The sequence below is a fragment of the Pseudomonas protegens genome, assembly GCF_003363755.1.
In the GTDB taxonomy this organism is placed as follows: Bacteria; Pseudomonadota; Gammaproteobacteria; order Pseudomonadales; family Pseudomonadaceae; genus Aquipseudomonas; species Aquipseudomonas danubii.
Genome location: NZ_CP031396.1, coordinates 4,680,697 through 4,694,415 on the forward strand (window position 1 = coordinate 4,680,697; position 13,719 = coordinate 4,694,415).

General features: G+C 61.8%; 15 protein-coding genes. 9 read left to right on the top strand and 6 right to left on the bottom strand.

What is annotated here, in order from left to right; translation table 11 throughout:
• Nucleotides 1-11: 11 nt before the first annotated feature.
• Nucleotides 12-929, top strand: coding sequence for a LysR family transcriptional regulator (locus DWF74_RS21145; RefSeq protein WP_102861249.1), 918 nt, complete (start codon nucleotides 12-14; stop codon nucleotides 927-929).
• A gap of 9 nt (nucleotides 930-938) precedes the next feature.
• Here the strand turns inward: DWF74_RS21145 and DWF74_RS21150 are convergent, their stop codons facing one another.
• Nucleotides 939-1,385 (bottom strand): DMT family transporter, encoded by a 447-nt coding sequence (locus tag DWF74_RS21150; RefSeq protein WP_047301890.1) that lies wholly within the window; start codon nucleotides 1,383-1,385, stop codon nucleotides 939-941.
• 189 nt (nucleotides 1,386-1,574) lie between these two features.
• Here DWF74_RS21150 and moaC point away from each other — a divergent pair, with 189 nt between their 5' ends.
• From moaC to DWF74_RS21170, 4 genes are all read left to right on the top strand, one after another.
• Nucleotides 1,575-2,048: a cyclic pyranopterin monophosphate synthase MoaC gene (moaC, locus tag DWF74_RS21155; protein WP_102861250.1), complete on the top strand. Its 474-nt coding sequence runs from the start codon at nucleotides 1,575-1,577 to the stop codon at nucleotides 2,046-2,048.
• On the top strand, nucleotides 2,045-2,287 hold the full coding sequence (locus DWF74_RS21160) for a MoaD/ThiS family protein (RefSeq protein WP_102861251.1): 243 nt from the start codon (nucleotides 2,045-2,047) through the stop codon (nucleotides 2,285-2,287). The genes moaC and DWF74_RS21160 overlap by 4 nt, the downstream gene beginning before the upstream one ends.
• 1 nt (nucleotide 2,288) lies before the next feature.
• Complete coding sequence (gene moaE / locus DWF74_RS21165; protein WP_102861252.1) at nucleotides 2,289-2,741, top strand: molybdopterin synthase catalytic subunit MoaE; 453 nt, start codon at nucleotides 2,289-2,291, stop codon at nucleotides 2,739-2,741.
• 219 nt (nucleotides 2,742-2,960) lie between these two features.
• On the top strand, nucleotides 2,961-3,737 hold the full coding sequence (locus DWF74_RS21170) for an ABC transporter substrate-binding protein (RefSeq protein ID WP_102861253.1): 777 nt from the start codon (nucleotides 2,961-2,963) through the stop codon (nucleotides 3,735-3,737).
• Between the two features lie 76 nt (nucleotides 3,738-3,813).
• On the opposite strand, the gene DWF74_RS21175 is transcribed toward DWF74_RS21170, so the two are convergent.
• The 5 genes from DWF74_RS21175 to DWF74_RS21195 form a co-directional block, all read right to left on the bottom strand.
• On the bottom strand, nucleotides 3,814-4,443 hold the full coding sequence (locus DWF74_RS21175) for a helix-turn-helix transcriptional regulator (RefSeq protein ID WP_102861254.1): 630 nt from the start codon (nucleotides 4,441-4,443) through the stop codon (nucleotides 3,814-3,816).
• Nucleotides 4,444-4,533: 90 nt separating this feature from the next.
• Nucleotides 4,534-5,661 (bottom strand): NAD(P)/FAD-dependent oxidoreductase, encoded by a 1,128-nt coding sequence (locus tag DWF74_RS21180; RefSeq protein ID WP_115581654.1) that lies wholly within the window; start codon nucleotides 5,659-5,661, stop codon nucleotides 4,534-4,536.
• Nucleotides 5,662-5,695: 34 nt separating this feature from the next.
• On the bottom strand, nucleotides 5,696-6,649 hold the full coding sequence (locus DWF74_RS21185) for an ornithine cyclodeaminase family protein (RefSeq protein WP_115581655.1): 954 nt from the start codon (nucleotides 6,647-6,649) through the stop codon (nucleotides 5,696-5,698).
• A gap of 121 nt (nucleotides 6,650-6,770) precedes the next feature.
• The gene (rhlB, locus tag DWF74_RS21190) at nucleotides 6,771-8,267 is read right to left on the bottom strand and encodes an ATP-dependent RNA helicase RhlB (RefSeq protein WP_102861257.1); all 1,497 of its coding nucleotides are present in this window, start codon (nucleotides 8,265-8,267) and stop codon (nucleotides 6,771-6,773) included.
• Between the two features lie 97 nt (nucleotides 8,268-8,364).
• Nucleotides 8,365-9,021, bottom strand: coding sequence for an alpha/beta hydrolase (locus DWF74_RS21195; RefSeq protein ID WP_102878469.1), 657 nt, complete (start codon nucleotides 9,019-9,021; stop codon nucleotides 8,365-8,367).
• A gap of 474 nt (nucleotides 9,022-9,495) precedes the next feature.
• Between DWF74_RS21195 and DWF74_RS21200 the strand changes: the two genes are divergently transcribed.
• The 4 genes from DWF74_RS21200 (at nucleotide 9,496) to DWF74_RS21215 (ending at nucleotide 13,654) form a co-directional block, all read left to right on the top strand.
• Nucleotides 9,496-10,524: an amino acid ABC transporter substrate-binding protein gene (locus DWF74_RS21200; protein ID WP_102861259.1), complete on the top strand. Its 1,029-nt coding sequence runs from the start codon at nucleotides 9,496-9,498 to the stop codon at nucleotides 10,522-10,524.
• 65 nt (nucleotides 10,525-10,589) lie between these two features.
• Nucleotides 10,590-11,771, top strand: coding sequence for an amino acid ABC transporter permease (locus DWF74_RS21205; protein ID WP_115581656.1), 1,182 nt, complete (start codon nucleotides 10,590-10,592; stop codon nucleotides 11,769-11,771).
• A gap of 10 nt (nucleotides 11,772-11,781) precedes the next feature.
• Nucleotides 11,782-12,879, top strand: coding sequence for an amino acid ABC transporter permease (locus DWF74_RS21210; protein WP_102861261.1), 1,098 nt, complete (start codon nucleotides 11,782-11,784; stop codon nucleotides 12,877-12,879).
• Nucleotides 12,880-12,889: 10 nt separating this feature from the next.
• A complete protein-coding gene (locus DWF74_RS21215) occupies nucleotides 12,890-13,654 on the top strand; it encodes an amino acid ABC transporter ATP-binding protein (protein ID WP_016965197.1) in 765 nt (254 codons plus the stop codon).
• The last annotated feature ends 65 nt before the right edge of the window (nucleotides 13,655-13,719 follow it).

Consider the following 13,719-nt stretch of genomic DNA (forward strand, 5'->3'; position numbering starts at 1 on the left):
GAAAACACCGGATGACCCGCGTTTCCCTGCGCAATATCGATCTGAATCTGTTGGTGGTACTCGATGCCTTGCTGACGGAAAAGCACGTGACCCGCACTGGCGAGCGCCTGCACCTGAGCCAGCCGGCTATCAGTCATTCCCTGGGCAAGCTGCGGGTGCTACTGGATGATCCGTTGCTGATCCGCCAGGGCAACGACGTGCTGCTCAGCCCCCTGGCCCGCAGCCTGCAAGCGCCCCTCAAGGAGATTCTCAGTCAGATCGAAACCCTGTTCGGCAAGTCCCTCGACTTTGATCCGGCCACCTCCCAGCGGATCTTTCACCTGGCGATGTCGGATTACGGTGCGGCGATCGTGCTCCCCAGGTTGCTGGTGCGTCTGCGTGGCGAAGCGCCCTTGATGCGCCTGGTGGTAACCCAGGGCAGCCGCCACGAGATGTTCGAGCAGATCACCCAAGGCAAGATCGACCTGGCCCTGGGGGTGTTTCCCACCTCCTCGGACGAGATCGTCAAGGAAGTGCTGTTCGAGGAAACTTTTTCCTGTCTGGTGGACCGCGCCACCCTTGAGGGTGACGGCGGCCTGGACCTGACGGCCTATCTGCAGCGTCCCCATCTGCAGGTGTCGATGGACGGTTGTTTCAATGGTGAAGTCGATCACCGCCTGGGGGAGGAGGGACTGCAACGGCAGATCGCGGTCAGCGTGCCCCACTGGGGCATCGCGCCGGGGATGATCCGCGGCACCGACCTGATTCTTACCGTGGCCAGCCGCACCCTGGACGAGATTCCGCTGCCGGAAGGGCTGCTGCGGCTGACCCCGCCCTTGAACATTGCGCCCTTCAAGTTCGTGCAGATCTGGCACTCGCGCTTGAGCGATGACCCGGCCCATCGCTGGTTGCGTGAACAGGTCAAGCTGGCCAGCGTGGCCAAGGCCTGAAATGGCGCCTCAGCCGCGGGTGGTGATGACGAAACCGCCGATCACCACCAGCACGCCGATCAGCTTCTGCAGGCTGATGTCCTTGCGTGGCAGACCCACCAGCCCGAAGTAGTCGATGATCAGCGAGATCAGCAACTGGCCGATGATCACCACCATGATGAAGTTCAGCGCCCCCAGGCGCGGCGCCATCAACAGCGCGACGGTGATGTAGAGCACCCCGGCCAGGCCGCCCATCCAGATCCACCAGGGGCCTTGCAGCGCGGCCATGAGATTGGGCTTGGGCACTTTAATGAACAGCAGCAGGACCCCCAGCACCAGCAGACTGACCAGCAGCGAAACACCGGTGGCCCACAGTGGATGCCCCAGCAGGGTGCCCAGGCGGGCGTTGGTCCCGGCCTGGAGGGGCACGGCGAAACCGGCGAGCAGGCTGAGCAGGATCGAAACGAACAAGGCCATGAAGTGACTTCCTTTTGCGGGTTTTGCGCTGTTGTACGTTTATCCGCAGTCGGGCTCCAATTCGTTGTTTTGATGCGGGTTATTCGCCAGGCTGATTGCCGGTTGGCGCGGCCAAACGCCGGGCAGATGCCCCGTGCGAAAAACTGACCCGCAGGTTTACAATCGGCCCACCTGATCAGGAGTAACACCGTGCTGACTCATCTCGATTCCCAAGGTCGCGCCAATATGGTCGACGTCACCGATAAGGCCGTGACCTTCCGCGAGGCGGCGGCCGAAGCCCGGGTGCGCATGCTCCCGCAAACCCTGCACATGATCGTCAGTGGTGGTCACCCCAAGGGTGACGTGTTCGCCGTGGCGCGCATCGCCGGAATCCAGGCGGCGAAGAAAACCAGTGAGCTGATTCCCCTGTGCCATCCGTTGATGCTCACCAGCGTCAAGGTCGAGCTCAGTGCCGAAGGCGAGGACAGCGTGCGCATCGTGGCGCGTTGCAAGCTGTCGGGGCAGACCGGGGTGGAGATGGAGGCGTTGACCGCCGCCAGCGTCGCCGCGCTGACGATCTATGACATGTGCAAGGCCGTGGACCGCGGCATGACCATCGACGGCGTGCGAGTGCTGGAGAAATCCGGCGGCAAGAGCGGCGATTACCGGGTGGCTGACGCATGAGGATCTCGGTGAAGTTCTTTGCCCGCTACCGTGAGGCCCTGGGGCTCGATGGCCTGCTTGTCGAGGGCGACTTTGCCTGTGTCGACGATGTGCGCCAGGCGCTGTTGTCCCGTGACGGGGCCGCCGTGCTCGCCGAACAGAACCTGATGTGCGCCCGCAACGAAGAGCTGTGCCAGCTTGACGAGCCCCTGGCGGACGGCGATGAAGTGGCGTTCTTCCCCACTGTGACCGGAGGCTGAGATGGCAATCCGTGTGCAAACCGCGGCCTTCGATCCCGGCGCCGAAGTCAACGCCATGCACGCTGCCGATACCGGGGTTGGCGCGGTGGTCAGCTTTGTCGGCTACGTGCGCGACTTCAATGACGGCCAGGACGTGCATGGCATGTTCCTGGAGCACTACCCGGGCATGACCGAAAAGGCCCTGGGCAAGATTGCGGCCGAAGCCGAGCAGCGCTGGCCGCTGTTGCAACTGGAGGTGCTGCACCGCATCGGCGCCCTGGAGCCGGGCGAGCCCATCGTTTTCGTCGGCGCAGCCAGTGCCCATCGTCAGGCGGCGTTCGAAGCCTGCGCCTTTGTCATGGATTATCTGAAGACCCGGGCGCCGTTCTGGAAAAAGGAAAACACCGCCGACGGCCCCCGTTGGGTAGAAGGCCGCGACAGTGATCACGCGGCGGCCGCGCGCTGGAAAGACTGATCCCCCTGATGCTGGCCGGCGGGGCTTGAGCCCGCCCCAATTCAACCTGTAATCGACTGCGACTGTTCCCGCCGACCGCTGGGGATAAGTCGCTGTGCGCGCCGTTGACGATATGTACGTAAAAGTCCAGTATGGATTTACAAGTACAAATACAGCGTCCTCCGTTTCATCCTTTCCTTCTGTCTTGCCAAACCAACAACAACCCGCGAGAGAACGAACATGAAAAAACTCCCCCTCATCAGTGGCCTGGCCTTGAGCTTGTTGGCGTGCAGCAGCCTGATGGCTGCCGAGAAAACCTTGCGCCTGGGCATCGAGGCGGCGTATCCGCCGTTCGCCTTCAAGACCGCCGACGGCAAGATCGGCGGATTCGACTACGACATCGGCAATGCCCTGTGCGCGCAGATGCAGGTCAAGTGCGAGTGGATCGAGGGCGAGTTCGACGGCCTGATTCCCTCGTTGAAAGTGAAGAAGATCGACGCCGCGCTGTCCTCCATGACCATCACCGCGGAACGGCGTAAATCCGTGGATTTCACCCACAAGTACTACTTCACTTCGTCGCGCCTGGTGATGAAGAAGGGCGCGGTGGTGGACGACCAGTACGCCAGCCTCAAGGGCAAGACCGTGGGCGTGCAGCGTTCCACCACCACCGACCGTTTCGCCACCGAGGTCTTCGAGCCCAAGGGCATCAAGGTGGTGCGCTACAGCAACAACGAAGAGATCTACATGGACCTGGCGGCCGGGCGCCTGGACGCGATCTTCGCCGACACCATTCCCCTGGAGGATTTCCTGTCGATGCCGCGGGGCGCCGACTACGCTTTTGTCGGGCCTGAGTTGAAAGATCCGAAATACGTTGGGGAAGGCGCCGGGATTGCGGTGCGCAAGGGCAACAGTGAACTGGTTGGCGAGTTGAACAAGGCCATCGATGAGATTCGCGCCAAGGGCGAATATCAGAAGATCCAGGCCAAGTACTTCAAGTCGGATATTTATGGGGATTGAGACGTTGCGGCGTTCTTGAGGACGCTTTCGCGAGCTCGTTCCTAGGGGATATGTGCAGGGGCGAGCTCGGGAACCTTTATTGTCCCTTCAATTCCTTCAAGTGCTTGTACACCGTCGCCCGGCCCATGTTCAGCACGTTGGCCACGTAGTTGGAGGCGCTCTTGCCCTTGAAGGCACCTTCGGCGTGCAGCGCCAGTACCAGTTCGCGCTTGTGGTCGCGGGTCAGCAGGTTCAGCCCCAGCTGGCGCTCGCGCAGCCAGTTGTGCAAGAAAGTGTTGATGCGTTCCTGCCAGTCGTCGCGAAACAGTGAATCGGGCTGGGGAATCAGTTTGCTCGGTGAGAGAAACAGGTCCAGCGCGGCCTTGGCATTTTCGAACAGCGAGATATTCAGGTTGATGCACAGCACGGCCATTGGCTGACCGTGGCTGTCGCGCAGCACGCTGCTGAGGCTGCGGATCTTCTGGCCGTCCCAGTTGAGCTTTTCATAGGGACCGATATTGCGTTCGTCGCTGTCGCCACTGAGCAAGTCTTCCAGGGCGGCATCGTCGCCCACTTCGCGCTTGGACAGGTTGTTGGCGATGTAGTCGATCTTCTGCGTGCGCAGGTCGTGGAGCACCACCTCGGCGTGAGGGAAAAACAGCGTGGCGATGGCATCGGCAATCGCCCGGAAATTATCCAGGGCTGGGTCCTTTGCGGGTGAGGTCATGGGTCGTACTCCAGGCGGCTTCAGCGCCCGCCGTTAGCGGGCGCTGGGAGTGTGCCGCAATCGTTCGGGCGCGTCACCCCGCAGGCGGGTTCAACCGAGGCGGGCAGGGGAGAGCATGGCGGACTCCAGGCCGAAGCGGGTCAACTGCTCCGGCAGGGGTTGGCCACGCACCAGGGCGGCGCTGGCCTGGCCCATGGCCGGAGATGTCTGGATGCCGTAGCCGCCTTGCCCGGCGACCCAGAACAGCCCGGGCACCTGTGGATCAAAACCGGCCAGCAGATCGCCGTCGCTGACAAAGCTGCGCAGGCCGGCCCAGGTCCGGGTCGGGCGACGAATACTCAGGGTGGTGGCCTCTTCGATCTGGTAGATGCCCAGGGCAATGTCCAGCTCTTCAGGCTGCACATCATGGGGCTCCACCGGGTCGGCGTTGGCCGGCGAACCGAGGAACATGCCGGCGTCGGGCTTCATGTAGAAGGACTCGTCCAGGCTCACCAACATCGGCCAGTGGTGAATATCGACCTCTTCCGGGCCGGCAAAGATAAAGGCCGCGCGGCGCTTGGGTTGCAGGCCTAGGGGACGGGCACCGGCCATCGCGCCGATCTGGTCGGCCCAGGCCCCGGCAGCGTTGATCAGCACCGGCGCACTGAAGCCCTGGCCGCTGGTTTGAACCTGCCACAGCCCTTGTTCATCACGGTGCAGCCCCAGCACTTCATGGTCGGTATAGACCTGGCCCTGATGGCGGCGGATGCCCCGCAGGTAGCCCTGATGCAGGGCGTCGGTGTCGATGTCGCTGGCACTGGGGTCGTAGAGGGCGCCATGGACCTTTTCGCGACGCAGGATTGGCAGACGAGCGCAGGCTTCGTCGGCACTGAGCAGTTGCATCTCCGGCACCGTGGCCTTGGCGCTCAGGTACTGGTTGTTCAGTTCGGCCGGATCGCCGGTGAAGTCCACGGTCATTTCCCCTCGTGGCGTCAGCAGCGGGTGGTCGCAGAAGCCCTCCGGCGGATGGTCGAAAAAGTCCCGGCTGGCCAGGGTCAGGGCCCGCACCTGGGCGGTGCCATAGGCGGCGGTGTAGAGCGCGGCAGAGCGGCCGGTGGAGTGATAGGCCGGATGGGATTCGCGCTCCAGCACGATGACGCGGCCGTGGCGCGACAGCCAGTAACCGGTGGAGGCTCCGGCGATACCGCCGCCGATGATGATGAAATCTGCCTGGATCATTCAAGGCTCCTGGAAAAGTGCTAGTGACAGGCCCTTAGTGCGGGTGCCTCAGGTGGTACAGGGCATTGGCCAGGGCGATGTCTTCCAGGCCCAGGCCGATGGAGCGGAAGAACACATGGCGCTCGGCGCTGGGGCGTTGAGCCTGGTTGCTCAGCAGCTCCGGCAGGTCGCCGAGAATCGCCGCGTTGTCCCAGCCGTGCTGTTCACCGGCAATCAGCATCTCGCCGGCCGAGCCCGGGGTGGTACGGCGATAGTCACAATAGACCTGCATCTGCTGCAGTGCGGCGGGCGGCACTTCGTGGGCCCGTGGCGCATTGGTGCTGATGGAGGTGATCAGCGCCGGCTTGTTGAGGGTGCGTGGGTCGATGACCGGTCCGGCGGACGAAGTGCAAAGCATGACCACGTCGGCATCTTCGACAGCCTCTTCAAGCTGCGGGACGATTTGCAGGCGCGGATCGAGGGCCTTGAGACGCGCAAGCTCCTCGGCGGATTTGCTCGCAAGGCTTGGGGAAAAGAGGCGGATGCTCTGCCAGGGGCGCAGGTCTTTCACGTAGTGCAGGTGAGCCTGGGCCACCGCGCCGCTGCCGATGATCGTCAGGTGCCGGGCCTCGGGCCTGGCCAGTGCCTCGACGGCGACCGCCGTGGTGGCGGCGGTGCGTGCGGTGGTCAGTTCGGCGGCGTCGCACAGCAGCAGCGGCTGGCCGCTGTCCATGGACATCAGCAGGGTCCAGGCGGTGACCAGCGGGCCTTCGGCGCGGACGATGTAGGGCGAAGTCTTGACCCCATACACCCGATCTTCAGCCAGCACCCCCAGGTAGTTGATGAAGTCGCCGGCGCCCTGGGGAAACTCCACCAGCTGCTGCGCCGGTTGCACGGCGAGTCCGGCGGCCAGGTCGCGAAACAGTTTGCGCAGGATCTGCGGGACGTCGATTTGCGCGAGCAACTGGCGGGTTTCGGTCTGGGCAATCAGGTAGGGCGTGCTGGGCATGTAGGCGTTCCCAAGGAGTTGAACTTATTTGTCCATTATGGACTTTTAGTTTCCTTGAGCAACATCCAGGCGAAAAAAAACGCAGCCGGTGATGGGCTGCGTTTTTTCGGCGCGTCTGCTATCAGGCTTGCGGGCGTTTGCGCTCTACTGGGCGCAACAGCTCGGCCGGCGGCATCTCGCAGCTGATCTTGCGCCCCAGCAGGGCTTCGATCGATGGCAGCTGATAGGAGTCGTCCTCGCCGGCGAAGCTGATGGACACGCCGTCGGCACCGGCACGCCCGGTCCGGCCGATGCGGTGCACGTAGTCGTCCGGCACTTCCGGCAGGGTGAAGTTGATCACGTGGCTGATGCCGTCGATGTGGATGCCGCGGCCGGCCACGTCGGTGGCCACCAGGACCCGGATCTTGCCTTCGCGGAAGCCTTCCAGGGTCTTGATCCGCTTGTGCTGGGGCACGTCGCCGGACAGTTGGGCGGCGTTCACGCCGTCGCGCACCAGGCGTTCTTCGATGCGCCGCACTTCATCCTTGCGGTTGGCGAAGACCATGACCCGCTCCCAGCCGTTGTCGGTGACCAGGTTGTACAGCAGCTTGTACTTGTCGGCCCCGGCCACGGCATAAATGTGCTGTTCGACGTTTTCGCTGGCGACGTTCTCGGCCTCGATCTCGACGATCGCCGGGTCGGTGGTCCACTGCTTGGCCAGGTTCATCACGTCTTCGGTGAAGGTGGCGGAGAACAGCAGGGTCTGGCGCTCGCTCTTGGGCGGGGTCTGGCGAATGATCTGCCGCACTTGCGGGATGAAGCCCATGTCGAGCATGCGGTCGGCTTCGTCCAGCACCATCACTTCGACCATGTCCAGGTGCACGTCACCGCGCTGGTTGAAGTCCAGCAGGCGGCCCGGGGTGGCCACCAGGATGTCGCAGTGGCGAGCTTCCAGGTGCTTGAGCTGCTTGTCGAAATCCATGCCGCCAACGAAGGTCATGACGTTGAGGCCGGTGTATTTGGTCAGGGCCGCGGCGTCCTTGGCGATCTGCACCACCAGTTCCCGGGTCGGGGCAATGATCAGTGCCCGTGGTTCGCCCATGTAGCGCTCTTTCGGCGGCGGGGTCTGCAGCAACTGGGTGATGATCGAGATCAGGAACGCGGCGGTCTTGCCGGTGCCGGTCTGGGCACGGCCGATGGCGTCTTTGCCCGCCAGGGTGAAGCCCAGTACCTGGGCCTGGATCGGCGTGCAGTAGGGAAAGCCCAGGTCCTGGATGGCGTGCATCAGTTCCGGAGCGAGCTTGAAGTCGTGGAAACGGGTCTTGCCTTCCTGGGGTTGCACCACGAAGTCTTCGAGTTTCCAGGTGCTGGCCGCTGGTTTTGGCGGCCGCGGGCGCTGCGCTTGCTCAGGTTTGGGTTGCTCGGCCTTGGGCTTCTCTTGGCGCGGTGCTTTGGGAGCGGAAGGGGCGGCCGGTGTGTTCACCGGTTCTTTTTTAGCTGCGGTAGCAGGTGCGCTCCGCTCCGGCTGACGGCCGTCATTGCGGCTGCTGGAACTGGGGGAAGGGGCGCTGGGGCTTGGCGCGAGCGGCTCAGCCTCGCTTTTACCGAAGATTTTCTTGAGTGCTTTGAGCACGGTCATCTCATCAATTGGTTAAGGAATGTACGCCGGCCAGTGTAATGCAAGAAACGGGCGCGGCGTAGTCTGTTGCTTGTGGTCCTGGCGCGAGGCACTTTTTCTAGCGCAAACGCTCGCTCAGCCAGGTGCCGATATCACGGATTTCTTCCGGTAACACCTCGTGTCCCATTGGGTATTCCTGCCATGTCACGGTGACACCGTGCTGTTTCAGGTACTCGTATGCGGTGCGTCCCATGGCGTTCTGCACCACTTCGTCGTACTGGCCGTGCAGGGACAGCACCGGAATCCGCTGTTGGCTGGCGCACAGTTGCAGTTCGTCGCTGAAGGTCGGGGCATAGGTGGAGAGGGCAAGTACGCCACCCAAGGGACCCTGCCATTTGAGGAAGGCGGTGTGCAGTACCACGGCGCCACCTTGGGAGAAACCCGCGAGGAAAATGCGCGATGCGTCTATTCCGCTTGCGCGTTGCTCTTCGATAAGTCTGATGACCTCGTCAGATGATTCTTCGAGCTGTTCGCGACTGATCGCGCGAGCCGGGCTCATGGCCAAAATGTCGTACCAGCTGGGCATGGCGTATCCGCCATTGATGGTCACGGCACGGGTCGGAGCCTGGGGCAGGACGAAGCGGGTGCTCAAGAGTTTTTCCTGCAGCATCTCGGCCACCGGCAGGAAGTCGTAACGGTCCGCTCCCAGGCCATGAAGCCAGATCACACAGGCATCTGCGGGCTTGCTGGGCTGAAGAATCAAGGGCTCGGTCATGGCTGCTCCATTTATGTGCGTGCGCGCTGATTGAGTGCGAGGTTAAGGGGCGCGCCCGGTTGATCGGTGAAGAAGATGTCGCACGGTTGAACGTTTTGCTATTGACCACTGGCTGAAACGCTTTAGCCGAAACTGTGGTACGGGCTTTGCTATGGCTCAGAAAGAGGAGCGGATGTGATAGCACGCTCTGCCGGCGGTAACACTAACAGGCTACCGCGGGCGATGGCATACCCACCTCCTCTGATACAGGTTCGCCTACGGCCGCTACGGGCTCTGTGAACTGCAAAGGGCTAAAGCCCGTTCGGCCGATTGGTGAGATGTAGGTCCCCCATTACGTGGATTTCTCCTACTAGACTCATAGCGAAGGTCTTACGCCGCTTGACCCTATAAAAAGCCGACACGGGTCAACAGCGCCTCATGAGGGTGCGGCAGGACTCAAGCTCCGACACAACAAGAGCAAAACTGGAGGTTTGAATGAAGATGTTGAAATCCACCCTGGCCGTCGTTACGGCGGCCACGGTACTGGCTACAAGCGGTTTCGCACAGGCGGGTGCGACCCTCGATGCAGTACAGAAGAAAGGTTTCGTACAGTGCGGCGTCAGCGATGGTCTGCCGGGCTTCTCGGTACCGGACGCTACCGGCAAGATTCTCGGCATTGACGCCGATGTCTGCCGTGCCGTGGCCGCAGCCGTATTCGGCGATGCGACCAAGGTCAAGTTCAGCCAGTTGAACGCCAAGGAGCGCTTCACTGCGCTGCAATCCGGCGAGATCGACGTGCTGTCGCGCAATACCACCTGGACCAGTTCCCGTGACGCGGGTATGGGCCTGATGTTCGCCGGCGTCACTTATTACGACGGTATTGGCTTCCTGGTGAACAACAAACTGGGTGTGAAAAGTGCCAAGGAGTTGGACGGTGCGACCATCTGTATTCAAGCCGGTACTACCACCGAGCTGAACGTGTCGGACTACTTCCGCGGCAATGGTCTGAAATACACCCCGATCACCTTCGATACTTCCGATGAAAGCGCCAAGTCCCTGGAATCCGGGCGTTGCGACGTGCTGACATCCGACAAGTCCCAGCTCTACGCACAGCGCAGCAAGCTGGCGACCCCGACCGATTATGTCGTGCTGCCGGAAACCATCTCCAAGGAGCCTTTGGGCCCGGTGGTGCGTAAGGGCGACGAAGAGTGGTTCAGCATCGTCAAGTGGACCCTGTTCGCCATGCTCAACGCCGAAGAGGCGGGCATCACCTCGAAAAATGTCGAGGCTGAAGCCAAGTCCACCAAGAACCCTGATGTAGCACGTCTGCTGGGCGCGGACGGTGAATACGGCAAAGACCTGAAACTGCCGAAGGACTGGGTAGTACAGATCGTCAAGCAAGTAGGTAACTACGGTGAAGTGTTCGAGAAAAACCTCGGCAAGAGCACGCCACTGGCCATCGACCGCGGCCTGAACGCGCTGTGGAACAACGGCGGCATCCAATACGCACCACCTGTGCGCTGATGGTTCTATCACCCGGCGGGCCAACCGCCGGGTGATGTTCTGTTCCATTATTCCTGGGGCACTTCATGCAAAATTCAATCGGCGCACCCAAGCAGAGGCTTAGCCTCAGCGATCCGCGTGTGCGCGCCTGGCTGTTCCAGATCATCACCCTTGTGGCGGTGATTTCGCTGGGCTGGTTTCTGTTCGACAACACGCAAACCAACCTCCAGCACCGGGGTATTACCTCGGGTTTCGACTTTCTTGAGCGCAGCGCCGGTTTCGGCATCGCTCAACACTTGATTGCCTACACCGAAGCGGACAGTTATGCCCGGGTCTTCGTCATCGGTCTGCTCAATACGCTGCTGGTGACCTTTATCGGGGTGATCCTGGCGACCTTGCTGGGGTTCATCATCGGGGTGGCGCGGCTGTCGCAGAACTGGATCATCAGCAAGCTGGCGACGGTGTATGTGGAAGTGTTCCGCAACATTCCGCCGCTGCTGCAGATCCTGTTCTGGTACTTCGCTGTGTTCCTGACCATGCCGGGGCCGCGCAACAGCCATAACTTCGGCGACACCTTCTTCGTCAGCAGTCGTGGCTTGAACATGCCGGCGGCGCAGATGGCTCCAGGGTTCTGGGCGTTCTTTGCGAGTGTGGTGCTGGCCATCGTCGCCATCGTGCTGATGTGCCGCTGGGCCAACAAACGCTTTGAAGACACCGGGGTGCCGTTCCATAAGTTCTGGACTGGCCTGGCGTTGCTGCTGGTGATTCCGGCGCTGTGCGCGCTGGTCTTCGGATCGCCCGTGCATTGGGAGTTGCCGAAGCTGCAAGGCTTCAACTTCGTCGGCGGCTGGGTGCTGATCCCCGAACTCTTGGCCCTGACCCTGGCCCTGACCGTCTACACCGCGGCGTTCATCGCCGAAATCGTGCGCTCCGGGATCAAGTCGGTGAGCCACGGCCAGACCGAGGCGGCCCGCTCCCTGGGCCTGCGCAACGGTCCGACCCTGCGCAAGGTGATCATTCCCCAGGCCTTGCGGGTGATCATTCCGCCACTGACCAGCCAGTATCTGAACCTGGCGAAGAATTCGTCCCTGGCCGCCGGTATCGGTTACCCGGAAATGGTTTCGCTATTCGCCGGCACGGTGCTCAACCAGACCGGCCAGGCCATTGAGGTCATTGCCATCACCATGAGCGTGTACCTGGCAATCAGCATCAGCATTTCCCTGCTGATGAACTGGTACAACAAGCGCATTGCGCTGATCGAGCGGTGAGGAAGCGCCCATGACGACTCATACTTTCAAGCCCGATATGCCGCCGCCCAGCCGCAGTATCGGCGTGCTGGCGTGGATGCGCGCCAACATGTTCTCCAACTGGCTCAACACTCTGTTGACCCTGTTTGCCTTCTACCTGATCTATCTGGTGGTACCGCCGATCCTGCAGTGGGCGATCCTCGACGCCAACTGGGTCGGCACCACCCGTGCCGACTGCACCAAGGACGGTGCCTGTTGGGTGTTCATCCAGCAGCGTTTCGGCCAGTTCATGTATGGCTACTACCCAGTGGAACTGCGCTGGCGGGTGGACCTGACCGTATGGCTGGCGGTGATCGGCGTGGCTCCCTTGTTCATCTCGCGCTTTGCTCGCAAAGCGATCTACGGCCTGTGTTTCCTGGTGTGGTACCCGGTGCTGGCCTACACCCTGCTGCACGGCGGCTACCTGGGCCTGAGCACAGTCGCCACCAGCCAGTGGGGCGGCCTGATGCTGACTTTGGTGATTGCCACGGTGGGCATTGCCGGGGCGTTGCCCCTGGGTATCCTGCTGGCATTGGGACGACGTTCCAACCTGCCGGCGATCCGCGTGGTCTGCGTGACCTTCATCGAGTTCTGGCGTGGCGTGCCGCTGATCACGGTGCTGTTCATGTCGTCGGTGATGTTGCCGCTGTTCCTGCCCGAGGGCATGAACTTCGACAAGCTGCTGCGGGCGTTGATCGGGGTGATCCTGTTCCAGTCGGCCTATGTGGCCGAGGTGGTGCGTGGCGGTTTGCAGGCCATTCCCAAGGGCCAGTACGAAGCGGCTGCCGCCATGGGCCTGGGTTACTGGCGCGCGATGGGCCTGGTGATTCTGCCGCAAGCCCTGAAGCTGGTGATTCCCGGGATCGTCAACACCTTCATCGCCCTGTTCAAGGACACCAGCCTGGTGATCATCATCGGCCTGTTCGACCTGCTCAACAGCGTCAAGCAAGCCGCCGCCGATCCCAAATGGCTGGGCATGGCCACCGAAGGCTATGTCTTCGCGGCCCTGGTGTTCTGGATTTTCTGTTTCGGTATGTCCCGCTACTCCATGCATCTGGAGCGTAAGTTGGACACAGGCCACAAGCGTTAGGAGTATCTCCATGAGTGAAGCGAACAAAAAGCCTGTGGGCCCTGAAGGCATTATTCAGATGCAGGGTGTGAACAAGTGGTACGGCCAGTTCCACGTGTTGAAGGACATCAACCTCAACGTCAGGCAGGGTGAGCGCATCGTGCTGTGCGGGCCTTCGGGCTCGGGCAAGTCCACCACCATCCGCTGCCTCAACCGCCTGGAAGAGCACCAGCAGGGACGCATCGTGGTGGATGGCGTCGAGCTGACCAACGACCTCAAGCAGATCGAGGCCATTCGCCGGGAAGTGGGCATGGTGTTCCAGCACTTCAACCTGTTCCCGCACCTGACCATCCTGCAAAACTGCACCCTGGCGCCGATGTGGGTGCGCAAGATGCCCAAGCGCAAGGCCGAGGAAATTGCCATGCATTACTTGGAGCGGGTGCGGATTCCGGAGCAGGCCAACAAGTACCCGGGCCAGCTGTCCGGTGGCCAGCAGCAACGGGTGGCGATTGCCCGGGCGCTGTGCATGAAGCCCAAGATCATGCTGTTCGACGAACCCACCTCGGCCCTGGACCCGGAAATGGTCAAGGAGGTGCTGGACACCATGATCGGCCTGGCGGAAGACGGCATGACCATGCTCTGCGTGACCCATGAAATGGGTTTTGCTCGCACCGTGGCCAATCGGGTGATCTTCATGGACAAGGGCGAAATCGTCGAGCAGGCGGCACCGAACGACTTCTTCGACAACCCGCAGAACGACCGCACCAAGCTGTTCCTGAGCCAGATCCTGCATTGATCCTGATGCACGGCTGGCGCTGACGATAAACCCGGACTGGCTCCGGGTTTATTTTTGCCCGGCAT

What these genes read in the sequence shown, in the direction of transcription:
- rhlB (WP_102861257.1), bottom strand. Translation starts at nt 8,267, where the DNA reads ATGACCGTGCTCAAAGCACTCAAGAAAATCTTCGGTAAAAGCGAGGCT.
- DWF74_RS21160 (WP_102861251.1), top strand. Translation starts at nt 2,045, where the DNA reads ATGAGGATCTCGGTGAAGTTCTTTGCCCGCTACCGTGAGGCCCTGGGG.
- DWF74_RS21200 (WP_102861259.1), top strand. Translation starts at nt 9,496, where the DNA reads ATGAAGATGTTGAAATCCACCCTGGCCGTCGTTACGGCGGCCACGGTA.
- DWF74_RS21185 (WP_115581655.1), bottom strand. Translation starts at nt 6,649, where the DNA reads ATGCCCAGCACGCCCTACCTGATTGCCCAGACCGAAACCCGCCAGTTG.
- DWF74_RS21210 (WP_102861261.1), top strand. Translation starts at nt 11,782, where the DNA reads ATGACGACTCATACTTTCAAGCCCGATATGCCGCCGCCCAGCCGCAGT.
- DWF74_RS21205 (WP_115581656.1), top strand. Translation starts at nt 10,590, where the DNA reads ATGCAAAATTCAATCGGCGCACCCAAGCAGAGGCTTAGCCTCAGCGAT.
- DWF74_RS21215 (WP_016965197.1), top strand. Translation starts at nt 12,890, where the DNA reads ATGAGTGAAGCGAACAAAAAGCCTGTGGGCCCTGAAGGCATTATTCAG.
- DWF74_RS21170 (WP_102861253.1), top strand. Translation starts at nt 2,961, where the DNA reads ATGAAAAAACTCCCCCTCATCAGTGGCCTGGCCTTGAGCTTGTTGGCG.
- moaE (WP_102861252.1), top strand. Translation starts at nt 2,289, where the DNA reads ATGGCAATCCGTGTGCAAACCGCGGCCTTCGATCCCGGCGCCGAAGTC.
- DWF74_RS21145 (WP_102861249.1), top strand. Translation starts at nt 12, where the DNA reads ATGACCCGCGTTTCCCTGCGCAATATCGATCTGAATCTGTTGGTGGTA.
- DWF74_RS21195 (WP_102878469.1), bottom strand. Translation starts at nt 9,021, where the DNA reads ATGACCGAGCCCTTGATTCTTCAGCCCAGCAAGCCCGCAGATGCCTGT.
- DWF74_RS21175 (WP_102861254.1), bottom strand. Translation starts at nt 4,443, where the DNA reads ATGACCTCACCCGCAAAGGACCCAGCCCTGGATAATTTCCGGGCGATT.
- DWF74_RS21180 (WP_115581654.1), bottom strand. Translation starts at nt 5,661, where the DNA reads ATGATCCAGGCAGATTTCATCATCATCGGCGGCGGTATCGCCGGAGCC.
- DWF74_RS21150 (WP_047301890.1), bottom strand. Translation starts at nt 1,385, where the DNA reads ATGGCCTTGTTCGTTTCGATCCTGCTCAGCCTGCTCGCCGGTTTCGCC.